Annotated in this window: 22 protein-coding genes; 9 read left to right on the forward strand and 13 right to left on the reverse strand. The window is 72.3% G+C overall.

Features of this window, described 5'->3' with window-relative positions; genetic code table 11:
* Positions 1–143: 143 nt before the first annotated feature.
* From ACFRFH_RS07870 to ACFRFH_RS07880, 3 genes are all read right to left on the reverse strand, one after another.
* Complete coding sequence (locus tag ACFRFH_RS07870; protein WP_382462427.1) at positions 144–680, reverse strand: dihydrofolate reductase family protein; 537 nt, start codon at positions 678–680, stop codon at positions 144–146.
* 153 nt (positions 681–833) lie between these two features.
* Positions 834–1,007: a hypothetical protein gene (locus ACFRFH_RS07875; RefSeq protein WP_382462428.1), complete on the reverse strand. Its 174-nt coding sequence runs from the start codon at positions 1,005–1,007 to the stop codon at positions 834–836.
* An 87-nt stretch (positions 1,008–1,094) separates the two neighbouring features.
* The gene (locus tag ACFRFH_RS07880; RefSeq protein WP_382462429.1) at positions 1,095–1,877 is read right to left on the reverse strand and encodes an alpha/beta fold hydrolase; all 783 of its coding nucleotides are present in this window, start codon (positions 1,875–1,877) and stop codon (positions 1,095–1,097) included.
* A 117-nt stretch (positions 1,878–1,994) separates the two neighbouring features.
* Between ACFRFH_RS07880 and ACFRFH_RS07885 the strand changes: the two genes are divergently transcribed.
* The 4 genes from ACFRFH_RS07885 to ACFRFH_RS07900 all read left to right on the forward strand — a co-directional run bounded on the left by ACFRFH_RS07885 (position 1,995) and on the right by ACFRFH_RS07900 (position 4,914).
* On the forward strand, positions 1,995–3,023 hold the full coding sequence (locus ACFRFH_RS07885) for an alpha/beta fold hydrolase (protein WP_382462430.1): 1,029 nt from the start codon (positions 1,995–1,997) through the stop codon (positions 3,021–3,023).
* A gap of 54 nt (positions 3,024–3,077) precedes the next feature.
* Positions 3,078–3,752, forward strand: coding sequence for a class I SAM-dependent methyltransferase (locus tag ACFRFH_RS07890; protein WP_382462431.1), 675 nt, complete (start codon positions 3,078–3,080; stop codon positions 3,750–3,752).
* A gap of 76 nt (positions 3,753–3,828) precedes the next feature.
* On the forward strand, positions 3,829–4,494 hold the full coding sequence (locus ACFRFH_RS07895) for a DUF433 domain-containing protein (protein ID WP_382462432.1): 666 nt from the start codon (positions 3,829–3,831) through the stop codon (positions 4,492–4,494).
* A 9-nt stretch (positions 4,495–4,503) separates the two neighbouring features.
* Entirely contained in the window at positions 4,504–4,914 is a 411-nt protein-coding gene (locus tag ACFRFH_RS07900) for a hypothetical protein (protein ID WP_382462433.1), read from the forward strand.
* A gap of 5 nt (positions 4,915–4,919) precedes the next feature.
* Here the strand turns inward: ACFRFH_RS07900 and ACFRFH_RS07905 are convergent, their stop codons facing one another.
* Positions 4,920–5,315 (reverse strand): hypothetical protein, encoded by a 396-nt coding sequence (locus ACFRFH_RS07905; protein WP_370055793.1) that lies wholly within the window; start codon positions 5,313–5,315, stop codon positions 4,920–4,922.
* A gap of 108 nt (positions 5,316–5,423) precedes the next feature.
* Here ACFRFH_RS07905 and ACFRFH_RS07910 point away from each other — a divergent pair, with 108 nt between their 5' ends.
* Positions 5,424–6,635: an MFS transporter gene (locus ACFRFH_RS07910; RefSeq protein WP_382462434.1), complete on the forward strand. Its 1,212-nt coding sequence runs from the start codon at positions 5,424–5,426 to the stop codon at positions 6,633–6,635.
* A gap of 61 nt (positions 6,636–6,696) precedes the next feature.
* On the opposite strand, the gene ACFRFH_RS07915 is transcribed toward ACFRFH_RS07910, so the two are convergent.
* From ACFRFH_RS07915 to ACFRFH_RS07945, 7 genes are read right to left on the reverse strand one after another with little or no spacing between them, the layout of a single operon-like run.
* The gene (locus ACFRFH_RS07915) at positions 6,697–8,325 is read right to left on the reverse strand and encodes a CDP-alcohol phosphatidyltransferase (RefSeq protein WP_382462435.1); all 1,629 of its coding nucleotides are present in this window, start codon (positions 8,323–8,325) and stop codon (positions 6,697–6,699) included.
* Positions 8,322–9,017 carry a RibD family protein gene (locus ACFRFH_RS07920; protein WP_382462436.1) on the reverse strand — a complete coding sequence of 232 codons (696 nt, stop codon included), beginning with the start codon at positions 9,015–9,017 and terminating at the stop codon, positions 8,322–8,324. Before ACFRFH_RS07920 ends, ACFRFH_RS07915 begins: the two co-directional genes overlap by 4 nt.
* The gene (locus tag ACFRFH_RS07925) at positions 9,014–10,003 is read right to left on the reverse strand and encodes a lysylphosphatidylglycerol synthase transmembrane domain-containing protein (RefSeq protein WP_382462743.1); all 990 of its coding nucleotides are present in this window, start codon (positions 10,001–10,003) and stop codon (positions 9,014–9,016) included. Before ACFRFH_RS07925 ends, ACFRFH_RS07920 begins: the two co-directional genes overlap by 4 nt.
* Positions 10,000–10,851 carry an SAM-dependent methyltransferase gene (locus tag ACFRFH_RS07930; RefSeq protein WP_382462437.1) on the reverse strand — a complete coding sequence of 284 codons (852 nt, stop codon included), beginning with the start codon at positions 10,849–10,851 and terminating at the stop codon, positions 10,000–10,002. The genes ACFRFH_RS07925 and ACFRFH_RS07930 overlap by 4 nt, the downstream gene beginning before the upstream one ends.
* On the reverse strand, positions 10,848–11,909 hold the full coding sequence (locus ACFRFH_RS07935; RefSeq protein ID WP_382462438.1) for a glycosyltransferase family 4 protein: 1,062 nt from the start codon (positions 11,907–11,909) through the stop codon (positions 10,848–10,850). Before ACFRFH_RS07935 ends, ACFRFH_RS07930 begins: the two co-directional genes overlap by 4 nt.
* Positions 11,906–12,304, reverse strand: coding sequence for a 6-pyruvoyl tetrahydropterin synthase family protein (locus ACFRFH_RS07940; RefSeq protein WP_382462439.1), 399 nt, complete (start codon positions 12,302–12,304; stop codon positions 11,906–11,908). Before ACFRFH_RS07940 ends, ACFRFH_RS07935 begins: the two co-directional genes overlap by 4 nt.
* Positions 12,304–13,278 (reverse strand): dehydrogenase, encoded by a 975-nt coding sequence (locus ACFRFH_RS07945; protein ID WP_382462440.1) that lies wholly within the window; start codon positions 13,276–13,278, stop codon positions 12,304–12,306. The genes ACFRFH_RS07940 and ACFRFH_RS07945 overlap by 1 nt, the downstream gene beginning before the upstream one ends.
* A 124-nt stretch (positions 13,279–13,402) precedes the next feature.
* Between ACFRFH_RS07945 and ACFRFH_RS07950 the strand changes: the two genes are divergently transcribed.
* Genes ACFRFH_RS07950 through ACFRFH_RS07960 form a run of 3 tightly spaced genes read left to right on the forward strand, consistent with a single transcriptional unit; the run spans position 13,403 to position 15,547 of the window.
* A complete protein-coding gene (locus ACFRFH_RS07950) occupies positions 13,403–14,155 on the forward strand; it encodes a CDP-alcohol phosphatidyltransferase family protein (RefSeq protein ID WP_382462441.1) in 753 nt (250 codons plus the stop codon).
* Positions 14,152–14,934, forward strand: a complete 783-nt coding sequence (locus ACFRFH_RS07955; RefSeq protein WP_382462442.1) for an MBL fold metallo-hydrolase — start codon at positions 14,152–14,154, stop codon at positions 14,932–14,934. The genes ACFRFH_RS07950 and ACFRFH_RS07955 overlap by 4 nt, the downstream gene beginning before the upstream one ends.
* A 49-nt stretch (positions 14,935–14,983) precedes the next feature.
* Positions 14,984–15,547, forward strand: a complete 564-nt coding sequence (locus ACFRFH_RS07960; RefSeq protein WP_382462443.1) for a YbhB/YbcL family Raf kinase inhibitor-like protein — start codon at positions 14,984–14,986, stop codon at positions 15,545–15,547.
* A 57-nt stretch (positions 15,548–15,604) separates the two neighbouring features.
* Here the strand turns inward: ACFRFH_RS07960 and ACFRFH_RS07965 are convergent, their stop codons facing one another.
* Entirely contained in the window at positions 15,605–18,484 is a 2,880-nt protein-coding gene (locus tag ACFRFH_RS07965; RefSeq protein ID WP_382462444.1) for an alkaline phosphatase family protein, read from the reverse strand.
* A gap of 270 nt (positions 18,485–18,754) precedes the next feature.
* Between ACFRFH_RS07965 and ACFRFH_RS07970 the strand changes: the two genes are divergently transcribed.
* Positions 18,755–18,973, forward strand: coding sequence for a hypothetical protein (locus ACFRFH_RS07970; protein ID WP_382462445.1), 219 nt, complete (start codon positions 18,755–18,757; stop codon positions 18,971–18,973).
* 25 nt (positions 18,974–18,998) lie between these two features.
* Here ACFRFH_RS07970 and ACFRFH_RS07975 read toward each other — a convergent pair whose 3' ends face one another.
* Positions 18,999–19,559, reverse strand: a complete 561-nt coding sequence (locus ACFRFH_RS07975; protein ID WP_382462446.1) for a hypothetical protein — start codon at positions 19,557–19,559, stop codon at positions 18,999–19,001.
* Positions 19,560–19,590: the final 31 nt, after the last annotated feature.

Consider the following 19,590-nt stretch of genomic DNA (forward strand, 5'->3'; position numbering starts at 1 on the left):
GCTTTCCCCCACCACAACCCACCGCGCCGCGCCCCCCCCCCCCCCCCCGCGCGGGGCCCCCCGGTTGACACTTGTCCCGCCCCAAAGTGACAACGACGTGCCCCTCGGCGGCGGAGGGGAGCGTCAGCGGAGGCGGGAGCGCGTCAGTTGAGGACGCGGTAGCCGACCATGAGGTACCCGGTGGAGGAGACCCCGCTCGCGAGGGTCTCGAACCGCAGCGCGGGCACGCCCTCCAGGAGGCGGCGCCCGCCCTCCGCGACGCCGGGCGCGATCACCAGCCGCAGCTCGTCAACGACGCCTCCGGCCAGCATCGCCTGGGCGATCGAGATGCTGGCGTGCACGCCGATGTCGCCGCCGTCGCCCTCCTTCAGCCGCCGCGCGAACTCCACGATGTCGCCGTCCACCGCCTCCGCGCCGGACCACGCGGGCTCCAGAGGAGCCGACGTCGCGACGTACTTGGTCACTCCGTTGATGAAGTCCGAGAACGGCTGGATGTCCTTGCCCGGCCAGAACCGTGCCCACTCGTCGTAGCTGCGCCGACCGAGGATCACGGCGTCCTGCGAGCCGATCACCGTGCCCAGGTTGGCGTCCATGTCCTCGTCCCAGTCCGGGATGAACGCGTCAGGGTCCTCCGCCACCCCGTCCAGCGACACCAGTTCGTAGACCACGATCTTCCGCATGCGCACCCTCCTGCCGAACGGGGCACCGTGCAGCGCCCCGCGCATCCGCTGGTATAGAACCTAGGCCGACCGAGAGGAACCGCAAGCCAACGGAGGCGCGCGAGTTCGTCGGCCCGCCGTGGGCGGGGAACTCCTGAACCGGCTGCGCTCCTGTCAGGCCGCGCGACGGCGCGTGCGCCGGGAAGGCTGCCGGCGGGCGGCGGCCAGTTCGGCGACCGGAGCGGTGACACCTGGCGCCGTCGCGCCTCCCGCTTCGACCTTGACGAGCGGCACGCAGGCGCGCTCACGCACCCAGACGGCGGTGCGGGTCAACGGCGGACGGTTCATGAGGGGAGACGGTATCCGGATGAATACCGAAGGTCAACCGATTCCCGCTCGATTCACCCTGCGTGTCATCCGTTGGTCAACCTCCGTTCACCTGAGGAACGCCGCCACCCGGTCGGGCCAGGTGTCCGCGTCGGCCGCGTTCTCGGCGACGAACAGTTCCGAGCCGGGGATCAGCTCGTGCAGCCGGTCGGCGCTCGACAGCGGGTGACCCGGGTCCCCGGCCCACGGGAGCAGGAGCACCGGCATCCGCAGCGTCGCGATCTCCTCGGGGCTCGGCAGGTCGGACAGCGCCGCGCCGCGCAGCACGGCCGGGGCGGTCGCGTGCTGCAGCTGCGGCTCCAGGGTGACGCCGCGCTCGGCGAGTACGGGTGGCATGGCCAGCGTGGAGGCCGCCATCAGCTCCATGAGCGCGTCCCAGCCCTGCGCCTCCAGCAGGTCGGCCATCTGCCCGTAGATGCCGGCCTGCGCCGCGCGCGTCTCCCACGCGGTCGGCGGCAGGCCGAGCACGAGGCGGCGGAAACGCTCGGGATGCCGCACCGCGGCGGTGAGGATCGTGCCGGTGCCCATCGAGATGCCCACGGCGTCCACCGGCTCGCTGGCGCCCACGGCGTCGAGCAGCGCCAGCAGGTCGTCGGCGAGGGCCGTCCAGCGGTAGCGCTCCGGATCGTCGGGGCCTGCGGAGCGTCCGTGGCCCGCGGCGTCGTAGCGGACCAGGCGGTGGCCGCGCGCGGCGAGCGGCCGCAGGTCGAGCAGCTCCAGCTCGGCGTCGCGGCTGGAGGTGAGCCCGTGCGCCTGCAGCACGGTCGGGCCCTCGCCCGCGACGTCGTAGCTCAGGGTCGCACCGGTCCGGGAGAGCGTGAGGTCGGACATGGCCGCTCCTTCCTGCGTGCGCCAGGGTCGGCGTGGCGCGCGTCGGTCGTCATGGTAATCCCGGCGCCCGACGCCGACGCGGGTGACTCGGCGGCCCCCGCGCCGCACAATGTACGCATGCAGCAGCGCATCAGCAGGCTGACGACCGAGGGCGGCGCCGAGCTGGCGATCGCGACGGCCGGAGCCGGCCGCCCGCTGCTCTACGTGTCGGGCTGGGTGGGCCACCTGCAGCTGAGCTGGGAGATCCCGGAGGAGCGCGCCTACCTGGAGGGTCTCGCCCAGGGCTGCCTGTTGGTGCGGTACGACCGCGCGGGATGCGGGCTGTCCTCCCCGTCGGACCGGCCGCCGTCGCTCCCGTTCGAGCTGGAGCAGCTGGATGCCGTGGCCGCGGGCGTCGGCCCGGCGCCGTTCGACCTGATGGGGTCGTCGATGGGCGCGCCGATCGCGGTGGCATGGGCGGCGGCGCATCCGGAGCGGGTCAGGCGGCTGGTGCTCTACGGCGGGTGGAGCTCCGGTGCCGAGCTGTCGCCGCCGAGCGCACGCGACCACATCCTCGCGCTGGTGGAGTCGCACTGGGGCCTCGGCTCCGACGTCCTCACCGACATCTTCGCGCCGGACGCCCACGCCACGACGCGCGAGGAGTTCGGACGGTATCAGCGCGCGTCGTCGGACGCCGCGACGGCGAGGGCGCTGTTGGAGCTCAGTTACCGCCTCGACGTCGGCGACCTCCTCGACGGGGTGCGCGCCCCGACGCTGGTCGTGCACCGCGAGCGCGACCGTGCGGCGCCGGTCGCGCAGGCGAGGGCGCTGGCGGAGGGCATCCCCGGCGCGGAGCTCGTGGTGCTCCCCGGGCGCTCGCACCTGCCGTACGCCGGGGACGCCCACGCGCTGGTCGCGGCGGTGCGCCGCTTCCTCGGCCTCCGGGCGTCGCGACGCGGAGCGGGGACGCTCACCGAGCGGCAGATGGAGGTCGCCGCGCTGATCGCCGACGGCCGCACGAACCGGGAGATCGCCGACCGCCTCGGCATCGACGAGCGGTCGGCGGAAGGGCACGTCGAGCGCATCCGGCTGCGGCTGGGCTTCCGGTCGCGCGCGCAGGTGGCTGCCTGGTACGCGGCGCAGCGCGAGGGAGGGGCGCGCCGCTGAAGTGGGGTAGTTCCCCGCCTGGATCGGCGCGCGGGGTCGTGGAGGCTGACCTCCATGACCCGAACCACCAGCGCCCCTCCGGCGCAACCCGGCACCGCCGGCTTCGAGCAGCACGCCCTCCGCGGCCCGTTCAACGCCGCCTTCTTCCGCGTCATGGACCCGTACATCGAGCGGAAGCTTCGCCCGCACAAGCTGCACGCCTTCGCGGGCCTCCCAGCGGAGGTCGTCGAGCTCGGCTCCGGCGTCGGCGCGAACCTCCGCCACCTTCCGCGCGGCGCCACCCTGATCGCCATGGAGCCGAACGGCCACATGCACGCCCGGCTGCGCGCCGCGGCCGACCGCGCGGGCGTGCGGCTCGACCTCCGCGAGCGCCTGGCCGAACACACCGGCCTGGCCGACCAGAGCGTCGACACCGTGATCTCGTCGCTGGTGCTCTGCACCGTGCAGGACCCGGACGCCGTGCTCGCCGAGGTCCGCCGCATCCTTCGCCCGGGCGGGACGTACCGTTTCGTAGAGCACGTCGCCGCTCCGGACGGGACCCCGACGCGGCGGGTTCAGCGCCTGCTGCGCCGGCCGTGGGCGTGGACGTTCGAAGGCTGCTCGTGCGAGCGCGACCTGGAGGGCGCCCTCCGCACGGCCGGCTTCGCCCGCGTCGACGTGGAGCGCTACCGCATCCGCACGCCGTTCCTGCCGTTCAACACGCAGATCGCGGGGGTGGCAATCAGGTGAAGCGGTGTGGATAACACGGCGTGACTCCTTCGGCATCGGTAGTATTTCTGTCAGGACATCGGCGGAGGGAGCCATCGTGGACGAGTTGCTCATGACCCCCATCTACGCGCAGGCCGAGGCTGCTGACATCATCAGGATGCCGCGGTCCACCTTCAACCACTGGGCAACCGGCTACACGACGACATCGGGAAACCGCAAACCACCGTTTATCACGGTGGACCGTCCGGGGCGCGGTTACACGGTGCCGTTCATCGGCTTGGCTGAGGCCTGGATCGTGAAGGCATTCGCTCAAGCCGGAGTGCCTATGGGTCGGATCAGGCCGGCGCTGGAGCAGCTCCGTAGTCAGATCGGTGTTGAGCACGCTCTTGCGAGCGATCGGCTGAAGACGGACGGCGCAGACATCCTCTGGGATCTGCGGCAGCGGGATGCAGCGTTCGACGACAATCGCCTGGTCGTCGTCCGCAATGGCGACGCGACATTCGGCGAGATCGTGCGCGAGCACCTGAAACGCGTCGACTATCGGGACGGGTTCGTCGGTCAGCTCCGGATTCCGCGAGTCGACGGCGCAGACATCACCGTTGACCCGCAGATCAACTTCGGGCAGCCCACGCTTACGCAATACGGGATCCGTGTCGACGACATCCTGGATCGGATCGCAGCCGGCGAGACGATGGAAGAAGTCGCTGCCGACTTCGATCTTCCCAACGCGACCGTCGAGCGCCTCGCACTCGCGGCTGCATAGGCGGCATACGTGGCAGCGCTTCGGTTCTTCACCGATCGGAGCCTTGGCGACCATCATGTTCCCGGGGCACTCCGCGCCGCGGGATGGACGGTGGTGAGCATGCGCGAGCGGTACGGTCCCATTGCAGCGCAACAGCTCGCAGACATCGATTGGATCCACGAAGCGACCGGTGAGGGCGAGGTGCTTCTGACCGGCGACAAAGCGATCGCGAAACGACCTCTGGAAGCGAGGGCGGTCCTCGCGGCAGGGGCCCGTGTGTTCGCGTTAGGGAGCAGCCAACTCACTGGTGCCGCGAAGGCGGGAAGACTCCTGGGCCACGAGAGGGCGATCTTTAGGCGCGCACGCTCTCAGCGCGGACCGTACATCGTGAGCGTGAGCGTGACCGGACAGGGGCTTCAGACGCTCAAGTTGCTCGGGTAGCGCCGTCACGCCACCCGTGCCCTCCGGAACGCGACCCCCGACGTGATCCCCAGCACCACGATCCCGATCGCCTCGATGATGACGGTCTCCGGGACGAGGGTGAACGTCCACACCTCCCGGATGCCGAACAGGCCGACCGTCAGCGCGAGCAGGAGTGCTGCCAGGCTGGCGATGACGAACAGCAGGCTGAGCGTCGTGGCGAGCCGCAGCCACGCGCCGCGCAACACCAGCATCCCGATCGCCAGCACGATGGCGGCGATGGAGTTGAGGACGAACAGCACGCCGAGCAGACCGCCGACGCCGTCGAAGATCAGGAACAGATGGATTCCGCCGATCAGCACGAGCACGATCGCGCTCAGGATGCGCATGAGCCACAGGGGCCCCTGGCTGCTCTCGGTCATGGCACTACCCGCTTCCGTCTCCTGGCCTCCACCGCTGAAGGCCTCATGGGGAACACGAACGAGCCTCAGTATCGGTTCAATCTGAGGCGCAGGGCTAGCATCGCAACCATGCCTCACGCGTCGGACTGGAGCCCTGGCACCGTGCGTGGGGCGGCGGGCGGGCTCGTCGCGCTGACGGTGGCGACCTTCCTCGCGGTGACGACGGAGATGCTGCCGGTCGGGCTGCTGCCGGCGATCGGGAGCGACGTGCGGGTGTCCGACTCGGTCGCCGGGTTGCTTGTCACCGTCTATGCGTTCATGGTCGCGGTGCTGGCCGTGCCGCTGACGCTCTCGACGGCGCGGTTCTCCCGGAAGGGTCTGCTCCAGTCCACCCTCGTGGCGTACACCCTCAGCAACCTGGTCGTGGCGGTGGCTCCGAACTTCGGCGTGCTGGCGGCGGGACGGGCCTTCGGCGGGATCGCGCACGCGCTGTTCTTCTCGGTCAGCATCGGGTACGCGTCCCGGCTGGTGACCTCCGCGTTCACCGGGCGCGCGCTGGCGCTGGTCACCGCGGGAGCCTCGGCCGGGTTCGTGCTCGGGGTGCCGCTGTCGACCTCCCTCGGCACGGCGCTCGGCTGGCGTGCGGCGTTCGGAGTGCTGGCGGGGGTGTGCGCGATCACGGTCGTCGTCGTCGCGGTGCTGCTGCCGGCGGTGCCGGGAGGCGGGACCGGGCACACGGGGCAGGGCGCGGGCGCTCGCCGGGTGCGGCTGGGGATCGTGTCCACGACGAACGCGGTCGTGTACCTGGGGCAGTTCACCGTCTACACGTTCGTGTCGGTGATCCTGCTCGCGACCGGGCTCCCCCTCGCCGGGGTCGGCCCTGTGCTGCTCGGGATCGGCGCGGTCGGCCTCGCCGGGACGTGGTTCGCCGCGACCACGCTCGACCGGAGGCCGCGCGCGACCGTGCTGGCGCTGCTCGGCGCGGTGACGATCGGGCTGGTCGGTGTGGGGATCGCGTTCCCGGCGCTCGCCGGTGTGCTCGCGGCCGCTGTGCTGTGGGGCGCGGGCTTCGGCGGGGTGGCGTCGGTGTTCCAGACGGCGGCGATCCGCACGCGCGGCGCGACTCCGGAGGTCATCGGGGCGCTCGTGAACTCGACCGCCAACATCGGGATCGGGGGAGGCGCGGCGGTCGGCGCCGCGGTCCTGGCGGGCGTCGGGCTGGGCTGGCTGCCGTTCGCGGGGGCGGCACTGGTGGTCGTGGGGCTGGTCGTGGTCCTCGTCGCGCGCCGGTCCTTCCCCTCCACTCCCGACGGGGTATCCACCTACTCGAAGGGCACCTAAACGCCCTTATCCGGGCGTTTTAGGGGCGTTTACGTGCCCCTCGGCGAGCTCGGCAGTGGGCTCAGGGGCCGTAGGCCGTCAGGAAGCGGTCGCGGAAGGCGTCCATCCGCCAGACCGGTGCGCTCGGCGACGGCAGCAGCCCGGGCTGCCATCCCCACGACGCGATCCGCTGGGTGACGGACGGGTCCTTCGCGATGATGCTGATCGGGACGTCGTGGTTCGCCCCCGGCCCGCTGACGACCGTCGCCGGCTGGTGGTCGCCGAGCACCACGAGCACCAGGTTCGGGTCGTTGAACGTGGTCAGGAACGAGGTCAGCGCGCCCATCGAGTACTCGATCGACTGGCCGTACAGCTGCTGGACGTGGTGCGGGTCCTGCCAGACGACGCTCGGCGGGAGGCCCTCCGCCGGCTGCGGGCCGTACACCGAGCCGTCGCCGAGCTGGTCCCAGGGCAGCAGCTTCGGCAGCGGCGTCCACGGCGTGTGCGACGAGACCAGGTCGATCTCCGCCATCAGCGGCTGGTGCGGCCCGGAGAGCTCGTGCTGCTGGAAGTACGCCAGGCTGTACTGGTCGGGCACCCGCGCATAGCTGAAGCTCGGCCCCCGGTAGCCGACGTTCGTCGCGTTGAGCTCCTGCTCGTAGTGGTAGAAGGAGGTCCCGACCGGCCACGGTGTCAGGTCGGAGGGGACGTCGCTCACGGTCCGCCAGCCGGCCTTGCGGAAGGCGTCGCTGAGCGTGAACCGGGTGCCCGCGGTGACCTGGTTGTAGCGCTGCTGGGAGTCGACCCACAAGCCGGTCTGCAGGGTGGAGTGCGCGAGCCAGCTGATCCCGCCGAACGTGGACGAGGTGAGGAACGCGCTGCGTTCCGTGTAGCCGTGCGCGGCGAGGGCGGCGTTCCCGCTGCGGAGGACGGAATCCACCCCCGGCGAGAAGGAGGTGCCCTGCACGGCGACCTGCCCGTAGCTCTCCACGAAGACGACGACGACATCCTTGCCCTTCAGCCCGGTGAGCAGGTCGGAGGCGGGCAGCGCCGCGTACGGGTCGCTGGACGCCGCGCGGTCGAAGACGGCCTGGTCACGGGCGGCGACCTGCACCTGGTTCACCGTGGACGCCGCGGCGGAGAGCCCGTCCGCCGCCGCCACCGGCTCGCCGGGCACGAGCTGCACGCCGATCAGCGCGATGGCCAGCCAGCCGGCCGTGACCGCGGACGCCGCGATCAGGCTCGGCCGGCGCCGCGGGGTGAGGACGCGCGCCAGGCGCAGCAGCGACGCGGCCACCGCGACGACGGCCGCGGCCGCGAGCAGCGCGACGAACGCCAGGATGCCGATCGCCCCCGCCGTCCCGGTGGAGTCGCGGACCACGCCGTACCCGTCCACCAGCTCGGACCAGCCCGACACCACATCGAACGGCCGGCCGACCGTCGCCTCGAACACGCGGTCGAGCGCGGCCACGATCGTCGCGAGCACGAGCAGCAGGGCGACGAGGATCGCGAGCGTGCGGCGCGCCCAGCGCCACGGGAGCAGGATGAGCGCGGCCAGGGCGAGGACGCACTCCAGCGGGACGCGCGCGAGGGCGAGCGCCGAGTCGGAGGCGACCAGTCCGGGGGCGAGGGAGGCGAGGAAGAGAGTGAGGGTGGCGAGGATGGTGACCACGGCGCTCCAGACGTGGCGACCCTGGCGCACGCCGGTCACGGGAAGCCCCCGAACCGGTCGGACAGGGCGTAGCGGAGCAGCACGACATCGCCGATCGGTCGGGCCTCCACGAGCGCGGCGCGGCTGTCGCTCGTCCACGGGTACGCGCCCTCGCCGACGAAGCGAGGGGCGTCCCTGTCCCCGACGAAGAACGGCGCCACCGCGAGGTGCAGCTCGTCGGCCAGCCCGTCCGCGAGGAACTGGGTCAGCGTGGTCCCGCCGCCCTCCACCATGAGGCGTCGCACGCCGCGCTCGCCGAGGTCGGCGAGCAGGTCGGTCATCCGCACGTCGTCGCCGAGCGGCACGACGGTGGCGGCCTCGCCGAGCCGGTCGCTGATCCGGCTGTGCTGCGCGCGCGGGCAGTAGACGAGCTTCATGGTCTCGCCGAGGGTGAAGAAGTTCGCGTGCGGGTCGAGGTCGCCCGTGGAGGTAACGGTCGCCTTCCACGGCGTGCGGCATTTGCCGGAGGCCTCCCGCCGGTCCTGGCGCTCGGCGCTGCGGACGAGCAGCCGCGGGTTGTCGCGTCGCACCGTGCGGGCGCCGACGAGGATGACGTCGTGCCGCGCACGGACCTCGTCCACCCGGTCGAAGTCGGCGGCGTTCGAGAGCGCGAGCTTCGGCGGTCGCGCGGTGTCGAGGTAGCCGTCGAGGGAGATGGCGCAGCTGACGGTGACATACGGTCGCTCGGTCATGGCCGCATCCTCCTCCGTTGCAGCACGGCTGCGGACTGCACGATCAGCGCGGCAGGGGCGAAGCACACGAACGCCAGCACGCCGTACAGCGTGGCCGCGGAGACGCCGGCCGCTGCGCCGAAGCCCGCCATCGCGAACGCCCATCCGGCCGCGCCCTCCCGCGGACCCCAGCCGCCGAGGTTGAACGGGATGGAGGCCGCGAGCATCACGACCATCCCGAGCGCGAGCAGGCGGAATGGCGGCACGTCCGCGCCGACGGCGACCGCCGCGATCGCGAAGGTGCCCAGGTGGCACGCGCAGACGACCACGGACGCGACGACCGCCTTGACACAGACCGACACCGAGCCGAGGCCCTCCCTGACCTCCCGCCACTCGTGCGCCAGCGCCCGCCGGACGCGCCTGCTGGCGAACGCTGCGGCCGCTCCGCCGACGATCACCGCAGTGAGGGCGACGCCGAGCACCGGCAGCAGGACGCCCTCGAACTCCATCCCGACGATGGCGAGGACGACGACGGCGAGCACGAGTTGGACCGCCTGGCCGAGCAGCCGCTCCAGCGCGACGGCCCGTGCCGCGGCGCCCATCCGGTCGGCGTTCCTGCCGTGATCGACTGCGCGCTGGACGTCGCCGACCACGCCGCCGGGCAGCACGGTGTTCACGAACTGCGAGCGGTAGTACGCCCCGATCGCCGTGGACCAGCGGATCCCGACGCCGAGCCGTCCGGCGATCAGGCGCCAGCGCCACGCGGCCGCGACCGTGGCGATCGCCGTCAGGGCGAACGCGGCGATCACCGTCGGCCCGTCGAGGCTGAGGAGGCCGTGCAGGAAGGGTCCGGCGCCGACGCGGGCGACGATCGCGATCAGGATGGCGACGGGGATGAGGACGCGGAGCGTGATGCGGAGCCACGGTCGGGTGAGGACGCGGCGGAGTCCGGGTGACGCCGCCGCCGGCGTCGCCTCCTCCACCGCTGCGTCCAGCCGGGCGGTCATCGCGGCCACGCCAGGACGTCGAGGTGGTACACGACGGCGGACAGCCCGCCGCGTCGCTGCTGCTCGCGGCGCAGCTCCCGGTAACCGGCGGCGTGGTCGAGCAGCGCGCGGTCGCCGTCGACCTCCTCCTGCTCCACCGCCGCGTCGGTCCAGCCGTCGAACCACTCGCCCAGCAGCAGCGGGTCGCGACGGTCGAGCCGCCACGTCGTCAGCGCGGTGCGGACGTGCCAGCCCGCGCGCGTGAAGAGCCCGCGCACGATCGGCGCGCCGAACCTCCCGAGCAGGCGGCGGCCGTCGATCTCCCGGCGCTGGTGCTCGTTGAAGGCGCGGGCGAAGCGGATGTCGCGCGGGTCCCAGGGCCGGAGCTCCACGTCGCCGGTCACGCTGAGCGGCAGGAACGCGGGAGCGCCCGCGGCGAGGCACGCGTCCACGATCGCGTGCGCCTCCCGCGCGGTCACGACGTCGAGGAGTGCGGAGGCCGTCACCAGGTCCGCGCCGTCGAGGTCGGCGGCCGCGAGCCGGTCGAGCGGGGTGACCCGGGAGGCGACCGTGATCGGCATGCCGGAGCGGTCGAGGGGAGGCTGCGCCTCGGTCGCATGGGCGGTGAGGTCGGCGTTCCAGTCGTGCAGGACCCAGCTCTGCGGCCCGGAGAGCTGCGGCGCGAGCCAGCGCATCATCGAGCCGGTGCCGCTGCCGAGGTCGTGCACGGTGACCGGGCGGGCGCGCGCGGGCACGTCGGCGCCGACGAGTCCCGCCGCCAGGCGTGCGAGCCGCCGCGACCGCGCGCGCCCGTCCTCCGCCTCCCGCAGCGCGAGCCAGTCGGCACTGACCTCCAGCATTCCGCTCACGACGGCACCGCCTCCGGACGCAGCCCCTCGACGGCGGCCTCCCGCAGCGCGGAGGCGACCACCGCGATCGTGTCCTCCCAGCGCCGGCCGGCCCCTCTGGCCTCCAGCGCCGCCGCCTTCAGAGCATCGCGGCGCGCCGCGCTCGCCCACCACTGCTGCAGCACGACGCGCAGCGCCCAGGCGTCGTCCGGCGGCACGATCATCGCCGCGTCCTGCCGCACGATCGCCTCGGGGATGCCGCCGACGCCGGTCGCGAGCACCGGGACGCCGTGCGCGAGCGCCTCGGCGACGGCCATCCCGTAGCTCTCGCTGCGCGATGGCAGCACGACGAGGTCGGCCTCCCCGTACGCCTCTGAGAGGGCGCGCGGGTCGAGGACGCCCGCGAACCGGATCCGGCCGGCGAGGCCGGCGGCGTCGATCACGGCGGTCAGCGCCGCGACGAAGTCCGGGTCGACCGTCACCGAGCCGACCAGTGTGCAGGTCCAGTCGTCGCGATCGGCGAAGCCGGCGAGGGCGCGCAGCAGGAGGTCCTGGCCCTTGTGCGGCGCGACCGCGGCGACGCACAGCAGGCGGCCGCCGTCAGCGGAGGCCGTCGTCGCAGGAGCGGGGTCGACGCCCGGATGGGCGACCACGATCCGGTGCGGGTCGGCGGCGTCCTGCTCGAGGAGCTGGGAACGGGTCCACGCGCTCGTCGCGACGATGCGGCGGACGGAGCGCAGGGCGGCGAGGTCGCTGTCGTCGAGCATGCCGTCGCCCGAGGTCGTCGGCGCAGCGACCATGTGCGCCAGCACCACGATCCGCAGCCGCGACCGGTGCGCTACGACAGCCTCCGGCTCCCGGGACACCAGCAGTCCGTCGACCAGCGCGAGCGCCCCCTCCGGCAGCGCGGCCAGTGCGCGCGCCGTCCAGCCCGTGCCGCGGCCGGTGACCAGCAGCATGTGCACCGTCCACCCCTCGGCGCGGAGGCCGTCGCGGACGCGTTGGTCGTACCGGTTCCCGCCGCTCACCCGGCGCGGGTCGTCGATGGTCTCCGGCACCACGAAGTACACCTCGGTCATAGCGGCCTCGAGTAGCTCGCCCACGCGATGTGGGACTCGTGGAGGGTGACGGCGATGGAGGTCAGACCGGTCGCGCGGCCGAGCGACCCGGCGGCCGCGGCGTCGGCGAGCCGGTCGGCGATCGCCCGGCAGAGCACCTCCGTGGTGGTGTTCATCCCGGCGAAGGCGGGCTCGTCGTCCAGGTTGCGGTAGGTGAGCGAGCCGGTGATCTCCGCGAGAGCAGCCGATGCCCGGCCGATGTCGACCACGACGCCGTCCGCGTCGAGCTCGTCCGCGCCGAAGGTCGCGTCCACGATGAAGGTCGCGCCGTGCAGTCGCTGGGCGGGCCCGAACGCCGCGCCGGTGAAGCTGTGGGCGACCATGAGGTGGTCGCGGACCGTGACCGTGAACGGCATCAGGCGTCCCTCCAATCGATGCTGTGGCAGAGCTCGGAGCCGGGGTCGGCCGCCAGTCGTGCGAGGACGTCCGGCAGCTCTCGCCACGACGACGACCCGGTCAGGAGGGTGTCGAACGCCGGGTCGCGTAGCAGGTCGAGTGCGAGCGCCAGCCGGTCGGCGTGGCTGCGGCGGTCGCGGCGGGGCGACACGGTGCCGACCTGGCTCGATCGGAGGGTGAGCCGGCGGGAGTGGAAGTCCTCCCCGAGCATCAGCGTCACCGGCCGGTCGCCGAACCAGCTCGCCTCGATCACCTCGCCCTCGGCGACGACGGTCGCGAGCGCGAGGCGCAGGCCGGCCTCCGAACCGCTGGTGTGGATGACGAGGTCGCGGTCGCGCGGTGCGGAGTCAGGCTCTGCGAAGTGCACGCCCAGCTGCTCGGCGACCTCCCGCCGCGCCGGGTCGACGTCGACCAGGGTGACCTCCGCGCCCGGGATGCCGTGCGCCAGCCGTGCGACGCAGCAGCCGATCATCCCGGCGCCGATCATCGCGATCCGGTCGCCGAGCATCGGCGCCGCATCCCACAGCACGTTGACCGCGGTCTCCACCGCCCCCGCGAGCACCGCGCGCTCGGCGGGCACGCCCTCCGGCACCGGGAACACCGCAGTGGCCGGGACGACGAAGGCCGACTGGTGCGGGAACAGCGTGAACACCGTGCGCCCGGCCAGCTCAGGAGGCCCCTGCTCGACCACGCCGACGTTGAGGTAGCCGTACTTGACCGGCCCGGGGAAGTCGCCCTCCTGGAACGGCGCCCGCATCAGCGCGTACTGGCTCGGCGGCACCCGGCCGCCGAACACGGTCGCCTCGGTGCCGCGGCTCACCCCCGTGCGCAGCGTGCGGACGAGCACCTCCCCGTCGCGGGGCTCCCGCAGCGGCTCGGACCGCAGGGCGCCGACGCCGGGCTCCACGATCCAGAAGGCGGTGGCTTCCCGCATGTCCAGCTCCTCTCGCGGTGGTCGCTCGGTGGGGCGGACCCCTGTGAACCATCCGTGCACACGCTGCGTGTTAAGGCAAGATGCGGCAGCGCACGGTGCCGTTCCCCCAAGACACGAGGCTCATGTGAAAAGGGTTCAACTCGCAGCGGTCGGCTGGGCCGGCGCGGGCGTCGCGGTCGTCCTCCTGATCGGGCTGCTGGCGGTCGAGTGGTGGATGACGCCGCTGCCCGCTTCGGGCTGGGCGGCCGCCGCGGCGTACCTCCTGGTGTCGAACGTGCTGCTGGTCCGCGGCCTCCAGCGCCGCCGGACGGAACGCTTCGGCCCCGCCAACATCGTCACCTCGATGCGCTCGACGCTGGTCGGACTGATCACGGGACTGGTGGTGGCGTCGTTCAGCGGGGCCGTGCCCGTCCCGCTGCTGGTCGGCCTGGTCATCCCCGCCCTCGCGCTCGACGCGGTCGACGGCTGGGTGGCGCGGCGCACCGGGAGCACGAGCGAGCTGGGCGCCCGGTTCGACATGGAGGTGGACGCGTTCCTTCTGCTGGTGCTCAGCGTCTACGTGGCGCCTGTGCTCGGGCTCTGGGTGCTCGCGATCGGGGTGCTGCGGTACGCGTTCGTGGTGGCGGGGTGGCTGCTGCCGTGGATGCGGGCGACGTTGCCGTACCGGTACTGGCGGAAGGTGGTCACGGCGTTCGCGGGGGTGGCGCTCGCGGTGGCGTGCACGGGGGTGCTGCCCGCGCTCTCCATGGTGCTGGTCGCCGGGGCGCTGCTGCTGCTCGTGGAGTCGTTCGGGCGGGATGTGGTGTGGCTGGTGCGCGAGCGCGCCAGAGCGCAGCAGGACCAGCCGGTCGATTCGGTTCCTACGATGGAGAAGTGACCACTCCCACAAACGACGTCCCGACGCCCGCCCGCCCCCGCGTCCTCTCGCTCGGCGGCCCCAGCCTCGTCATCGAGTTCGGCGGCTCCCGCTTCCTCGTCGACCCGACCTTCGATCGGGCGGGTGAGTATCCGATCGGCTCACGGGTGCTCACCAAGACCTCGGACGCGCGCCTCCAGCCCGACGACCTGGGGCACATCGACGCGGTGCTGCTCTCGCACGACCAGCACCCGGACAACCTCGACGCCGGCGGTCGCGCGTATCTGCGGACGGCGCCCCTGGTCGTGACCACACCCCTCGCAGCCGGACGCCTGGACGCGTCGTGCCGCGGGCTCGAACCGTGGGACGCGGTCGTGATCGGCAGGGTCACCGTCACCGCCGTCCCCGCCCGGCACGGTCCGGAGGGGACCGAGGCCGCCACCGGCCCCGTGACCGGGTTCGTCCTCGAGGCTATGGACTCGCCCACGGTCTACGTCTCCGGCGACAATGCCTCGCTCGACATCGTGGCCGACATCGCCGAGCGCTTTCCGGCGATCGAGCTCGCCGTCCTGTTCGCGGGGGCGGCGCGGACCCCGCTGGTCGACGGCTTCCTCACGCTCACGAGCGAGGAGGCCGTGGAGGCCGCGCGGATTCTGGGGCGGCCGCGCGTGCTCCCCGCGCACACCGAGGGCTGGGCGCATTTCACCGAGGACACGGACGCCTTCGTGTCCGCCTTCGCCGCGGCCGGGCTCGGCGACCTGCTCCTCGACAGCACGCCAGGGAGCTGGGCTTCGATCTGATCGGCGTCATCTAGGCTGGCCATCCCGCCACCCCTCGAAAGGCCCCACCATGCCGAACCCCATCGGACGGGCGCTGCGCGATCGGCGTGCCGGGCACGACAAGGTCGTCTGGCTGCGGGACGGGCTGCAGGCTCCTGAGTCGTTCGTGCTGACCAGCCCGGCGTTCGCCGACGGGGCGCCCATTCCTGCGCAGTATCGCGGGAGGCTGTTCGGGCAGGACCTGTCCCCGGCGCTCGAGTGGACGGCGCCGCCTGTCGCGGCCGAGGAGCTGGTGCTCATCGTGGAGGACCCGGACGCGCCGCGCGCCGAGCCCGCCCTCCACACGATCGCGCGCGGCATCGACCCGACGCTCGGCGCGCTGCCGGAGGGCGGGCTGGCGCGGAAGGGCGCGGCGCCAGGGATCGCCTACGGCCGGGGGTCCCTCGGCTCCCGTGGCTGGCATGGCCCGATGCCGGTGCCGTCGCACGGGCCGCACGCCTATGTCTTCCAGCTCTTCGCGGTGGACCGCCGGCTCGACCTCCCCGCCTCGTTCGGGCTGGAGGACGTCGTGCGCGCGATGAGCGGTCACGTCATCGCCCGCGCCCGGCTCGACGGCAGCTACGAGAACCCGTAACCACACGAACGCGAACGCCCCCGCCCACGAAGGGCAGGGGCGTCCGAGGTCCGACGGCTACTGGTCGTCGTGGTTGATCGACCCGGGGGCGATCCCCGGCACGTCGTCCGGACCGTAGATCTTCGCGTCACCCGGGTAGGGCGACGTCCAGTGCTTGGTCTGGTACCAGGTGTAGCGGTTCATCAGCAGCGGGTTGTCGTAGTCCGGGATGGCCGGGTGGCCGGCCGTTCCGGTGAAGTGCTGCTTTCCTGCCCACTTCTGCCACTCGGCAGCGACGGACTTCTCGGATGCGGGCACAGCGGCGTCCTTCTCGGCCTGGGCGTTCACCGCGGCGGCCGCGGCTCCGGTCTGGCCGAGGGTGTCGTAGCCGCAGGCGGGCTTGGTCGCCACGCCTTCGGTCAGCGGGACCTGGTTGGGGACCGCGGTGTACGGCGTCAGGTCCGGCTTGTTCTGGAACGCGTCCACCATCGGGGTCGCCGCGGCGATCTTCTGGTTCAGCGGCTGGGCGCCCAGGATCTGCTCGATCGTGCGGACCATGCTGATCTGCGAGTAGTAGGTGCTCACCGTCTTGCCGTGCGCGGCGTACGGGCTGATGACCTGGATGGGCGCGCGGTGGCCGTCGACGTGGTCGGCCGAGTCCTGGCTGTCGTCCTCCGCGACGAAGATCGCCGAGTCCTTCCAGTACGGCGAGTGCGAGATCTCGTCGACGATCTTGCCGAGAGCGAGGTCGTTGTCGGCGACCATCGCCTTCGGGTCGGCGGTGCCTCCGGTGTGGTCGCTCGAGAGCCAGACCATGTTGAAGTTGGACGGCCCGTTCTTCTCGAAGTCCTGCTTCCAGGTCTCGTACCGGTAGATGTCGGGCACCGCGAGGTCGAACGGCGCCGCGTTCGGGTCGGAGATCGCGTTCAGCGACGGGATGACCGAGCCCGCGTTCCACTTGATGGACGGGTCGAAGAGCTGCGCGGGCGAACCGCCGCCCATGGTGCTGGTGGCGGCGCAGTAGTACTGCTGCCAGGTCGCGCCGGCCGGCTTGCCCTCGCCGTACTCGAACTCGCCGAAGTTCTTCGCGCTCTTCCCGGCGGACTGCACCGAGTTCCAGAGGAAGCCGCTGCGCTGGTGGCCCAGCACATCCTCTTCCGTGTCGTAGGAGCGGGTGTACTCACCGGCACTGGTCTGCGTGTAGGCGGTGTTGTCGCCCTGCATGAGCCAGTTGTGGCCTTCGGCCGAGTTCGTCCCGATGTCGTACGTGTTGTCGTACAGGCCGAACTGGGAGGCGAGGGCGTGCTGGTTCGGCGTCACCGTCTGACCGAACTGGGTCAGCGAGGGGTCGCCGTTGCCCTGCTTCATGTCGCCGTAGAGCTGGTCGTAGCCGCGGTTCTCCTTGACGACGAGGAAGACGTGCTTGATCGCGGAGGGGTCTCCCAGGCGCTTCGGGATGGCCACCGACGCGTTGTCGCTCTGGTCGCCCTGGGCCTGCTTGAGGGAGTTCTCGGTCCAGCCGTTCTGCGCGAAGACCTGAGCCGTCGCCTTACGGATCTCCTGGTCGCTCGGGAGCGTGAACTTGGTGAGCGACGCCGTGGTCGAGTGCGTGCCGTGCCCGGTGACCACCGGGACGCCCGCTCCCTTGTTGACGGTGATCCCCGGTCCTCGCGCGTCGATGCCGCGCGTGTTCGTGACGACGATCGAGCCGTTCACCGCCGCGACGTTCTCGGGGTAGTAGTCGGTCGGCAGGAGCCCGATGAGGCTCGCGGGGTCGCGCGGGTCGGCCGGGTTGACCTTGTAGACGGCGATTGCGTTGGCGTTGCCGAGCGACACCAGCAGGTGGTCGCCCTGCAGGGTGACGGCGGTCGGCTGGTAGCCGGTCTTCGACGACGCCCACGGCTGGGTCGCGATCGTCTGGACGACGGCGCCGGAGCGTGTGTCGATCACCGAGACGGTGTCGCTGTTCGTGTTGGCGACGTACAGCGTCGTGCCGCTGAGGTGCATCGCCGTCGGGTGGAGCTGGACCGGGATGGACCCGACCGCGGCCGACGGGTTCGCCGTGTCGATGACGCTGACCGTGCCGGTCGTCGACGTGCCGAGCGTGGTGTCGGCGGGGACCTGCGTGCCGTACGACCCCATCGTGGTCTCGCCGGGGAGCGCGAAACGGCCGCCCTCGTTGGAGACGTAGAGCTTGGCCCCGACGAACGTCAGCTGGCGCGGAGCGATGCCGACGGCGACGGTCTGCTTGATCGTGCCGGTGGCGGGGTCGATCGCGACGACCGTGTTCTGGCCGTTGACCGCGGCGTAGAGGGTCGAGCCGTCGGGCGAGAAGGTCATCCCGGCGGTCAGCGCCTCCTGGCCGGCGGCGGAGTTCGGGATGGCGATCGTGGTGCCGGCACCGAGCGAGCCGTCCGCATTGAACGGGTACCGCACGATGCCCGTCGCGACCGGCGCGAACAGGAACTTGCCGTCGGGCGAGAACACGGGGCCCTCCTGGCCGACGGTGCCGTCCGAGATCTTGAGGTACTTCATCGAGCCGTAGCCGGCGTTGGAGGCCGCGGTCGCGAACGCGGTCGCGGAGAGCGTGCCCGCCGCCGCGACCGGCTTGTAGCCGTTGAGGTCGAAGACCTGGAGGTCGACGGAGCGGTCGGCGCTGGTGCCGACGAGGAAGCGGCCGTCGGGGCTGACGGTCGAGCCCATGAGCTTGCCGAACGGCGTCATCAGGCGCGTTCCGGCCGGCTTGATCACCTGGTCGGACGAGATCTGCTCGCCGCCGGCGTAGTTCACGCCGACCTGCTGGTTCCCGAAGGCGAGGGTGGAGGCGGTGGCGATGCCGCCGCTGAGGACGACGAGCGCGCAGGTCGCTGCGGTGACCGCGAGGACGCGCTGCCGCGGCGTGAGGGACGAGAAACGGCGCCTGCCGGATTTCTGGCGCCGGGGGGTGTTGCGAGGCATGGGGCGAGACCTTTCCCGATGTGGAGGGGTGAGAAGGCGAGGGACCTCATAGCGAGGTCACAGAGAAGACACTGGTGTGCCCCTCGTTGTGGGGTCAACCAAACGGTGTATGAATGCGGGGTTACAGCGGCGCGCGGTCTCGGGCGTGTCGGTGGCGGCATCCCAGGCGGGAGGCGCGAAGCGCAGGTGAACGCGGGCGGGGCGTCGGACGGCTCGTCTGTCAGGACTCTCAGCTGCCCGCACCGCCCACGACGGTGGGACGATGGCGGCATGGACAATCTGGAGACCGCCGAGGACGCCATCCGGCGGGCGCGCGCGAGCCTCGCGTCGGCCGCGACTGCGCAGAGCGCTGCCCCCGCCGCCTGGGTCGAGGCGCTGCGGCTCGCGCTCGACGCGATCGAGAGCGCCGTCGCCGAGCTCAGCGAGCTGCGCGACCCGCCGCTGGAGAGCTCAGGGGAGACCGGTCCGGACTCCTCCTACATCCGCTGAGCCCCGTTCATCGGCTGAGTCCCGCTCAGCCGCCGAGCGCGCCGACGATCGTCTGCGCGTCGCCCCAGTATTGCGCGTAGTAACCGGGGTCGGCGTTCACCTGCACCGCGTGCGCGGCCTCCGTGGGAGTCATCGACTGCCAGCCGGGGAGGCGCGCCAGCTTGCGGAAGAAGTTCGTCGCCGCCGTGTAGGGGTCCATCCGGTCGGCGAGGGTGCCCCACGCACCGTTGTCGCGCTGCTGGAAGAGCCCGCGGCTGTCGGGGCCGGCCGCGTCGCCGTAGTCGAGGTTGCGGAGGCCGGACTCGCCGATCGCGGTCATCACCCCGATGGTCTCGCCGTACTGCCCGACGCCCTGGTCGCGGGCGGCTTGGAGGATCGTCGCGGCCATCGCGAGCTCCGGCGCGCAGAACCCGGCGACCGGCCCCTTCGGCACCGCACGGCCGGCCACCGTGGTCGCCGTGGCGTCGGCGCAGGGCGGGGGCGGGGCGGCGACGATCGCGGGAACGGACACGAGCCGGGAGGCCGCGAACAGGCCGCCGGCGACGACGAGGGTGGCCACGAGGAGGGCGACGACAGCTTTGCGCATCCCGCTCCTCCCGTCCGCTCGCCTCGCGTGG

Origin of the sequence: Leifsonia sp. NPDC056824, from assembly GCF_042789575.1 — a bacterium.
Taxonomy (GTDB): Bacteria; Actinomycetota; Actinomycetes; order Actinomycetales; family Microbacteriaceae; genus Leifsonia.

What these genes read in the sequence shown, in the direction of transcription:
- ACFRFH_RS07920 (WP_382462436.1), bottom strand. Translation starts at nt 9,017, where the DNA reads ATGACCGAGCGACCGTATGTCACCGTCAGCTGCGCCATCTCCCTCGAC.
- ACFRFH_RS07925 (WP_382462743.1), bottom strand. Translation starts at nt 10,003, where the DNA reads ATGACCGCCCGGCTGGACGCAGCGGTGGAGGAGGCGACGCCGGCGGCG.
- ACFRFH_RS07885 (WP_382462430.1), top strand. Translation starts at nt 1,995, where the DNA reads ATGCAGCAGCGCATCAGCAGGCTGACGACCGAGGGCGGCGCCGAGCTG.
- ACFRFH_RS07875 (WP_382462428.1), bottom strand. Translation starts at nt 1,007, where the DNA reads ATGAACCGTCCGCCGTTGACCCGCACCGCCGTCTGGGTGCGTGAGCGC.
- ACFRFH_RS07975 (WP_382462446.1), bottom strand. Translation starts at nt 19,559, where the DNA reads ATGCGCAAAGCTGTCGTCGCCCTCCTCGTGGCCACCCTCGTCGTCGCC.
- ACFRFH_RS07890 (WP_382462431.1), top strand. Translation starts at nt 3,078, where the DNA reads ATGACCCGAACCACCAGCGCCCCTCCGGCGCAACCCGGCACCGCCGGC.
- ACFRFH_RS07945 (WP_382462440.1), bottom strand. Translation starts at nt 13,278, where the DNA reads ATGCGGGAAGCCACCGCCTTCTGGATCGTGGAGCCCGGCGTCGGCGCC.
- ACFRFH_RS07960 (WP_382462443.1), top strand. Translation starts at nt 14,984, where the DNA reads ATGCCGAACCCCATCGGACGGGCGCTGCGCGATCGGCGTGCCGGGCAC.
- ACFRFH_RS07905 (WP_370055793.1), bottom strand. Translation starts at nt 5,315, where the DNA reads ATGACCGAGAGCAGCCAGGGGCCCCTGTGGCTCATGCGCATCCTGAGC.
- ACFRFH_RS07970 (WP_382462445.1), top strand. Translation starts at nt 18,755, where the DNA reads ATGGACAATCTGGAGACCGCCGAGGACGCCATCCGGCGGGCGCGCGCG.
- ACFRFH_RS07940 (WP_382462439.1), bottom strand. Translation starts at nt 12,304, where the DNA reads ATGCCGTTCACGGTCACGGTCCGCGACCACCTCATGGTCGCCCACAGC.
- ACFRFH_RS07910 (WP_382462434.1), top strand. Translation starts at nt 5,424, where the DNA reads ATGCCTCACGCGTCGGACTGGAGCCCTGGCACCGTGCGTGGGGCGGCG.
- ACFRFH_RS07870 (WP_382462427.1), bottom strand. Translation starts at nt 680, where the DNA reads ATGCGGAAGATCGTGGTCTACGAACTGGTGTCGCTGGACGGGGTGGCG.
- ACFRFH_RS07935 (WP_382462438.1), bottom strand. Translation starts at nt 11,909, where the DNA reads ATGACCGAGGTGTACTTCGTGGTGCCGGAGACCATCGACGACCCGCGC.
- ACFRFH_RS07965 (WP_382462444.1), bottom strand. Translation starts at nt 18,484, where the DNA reads ATGCCTCGCAACACCCCCCGGCGCCAGAAATCCGGCAGGCGCCGTTTC.
- ACFRFH_RS07880 (WP_382462429.1), bottom strand. Translation starts at nt 1,877, where the DNA reads ATGTCCGACCTCACGCTCTCCCGGACCGGTGCGACCCTGAGCTACGAC.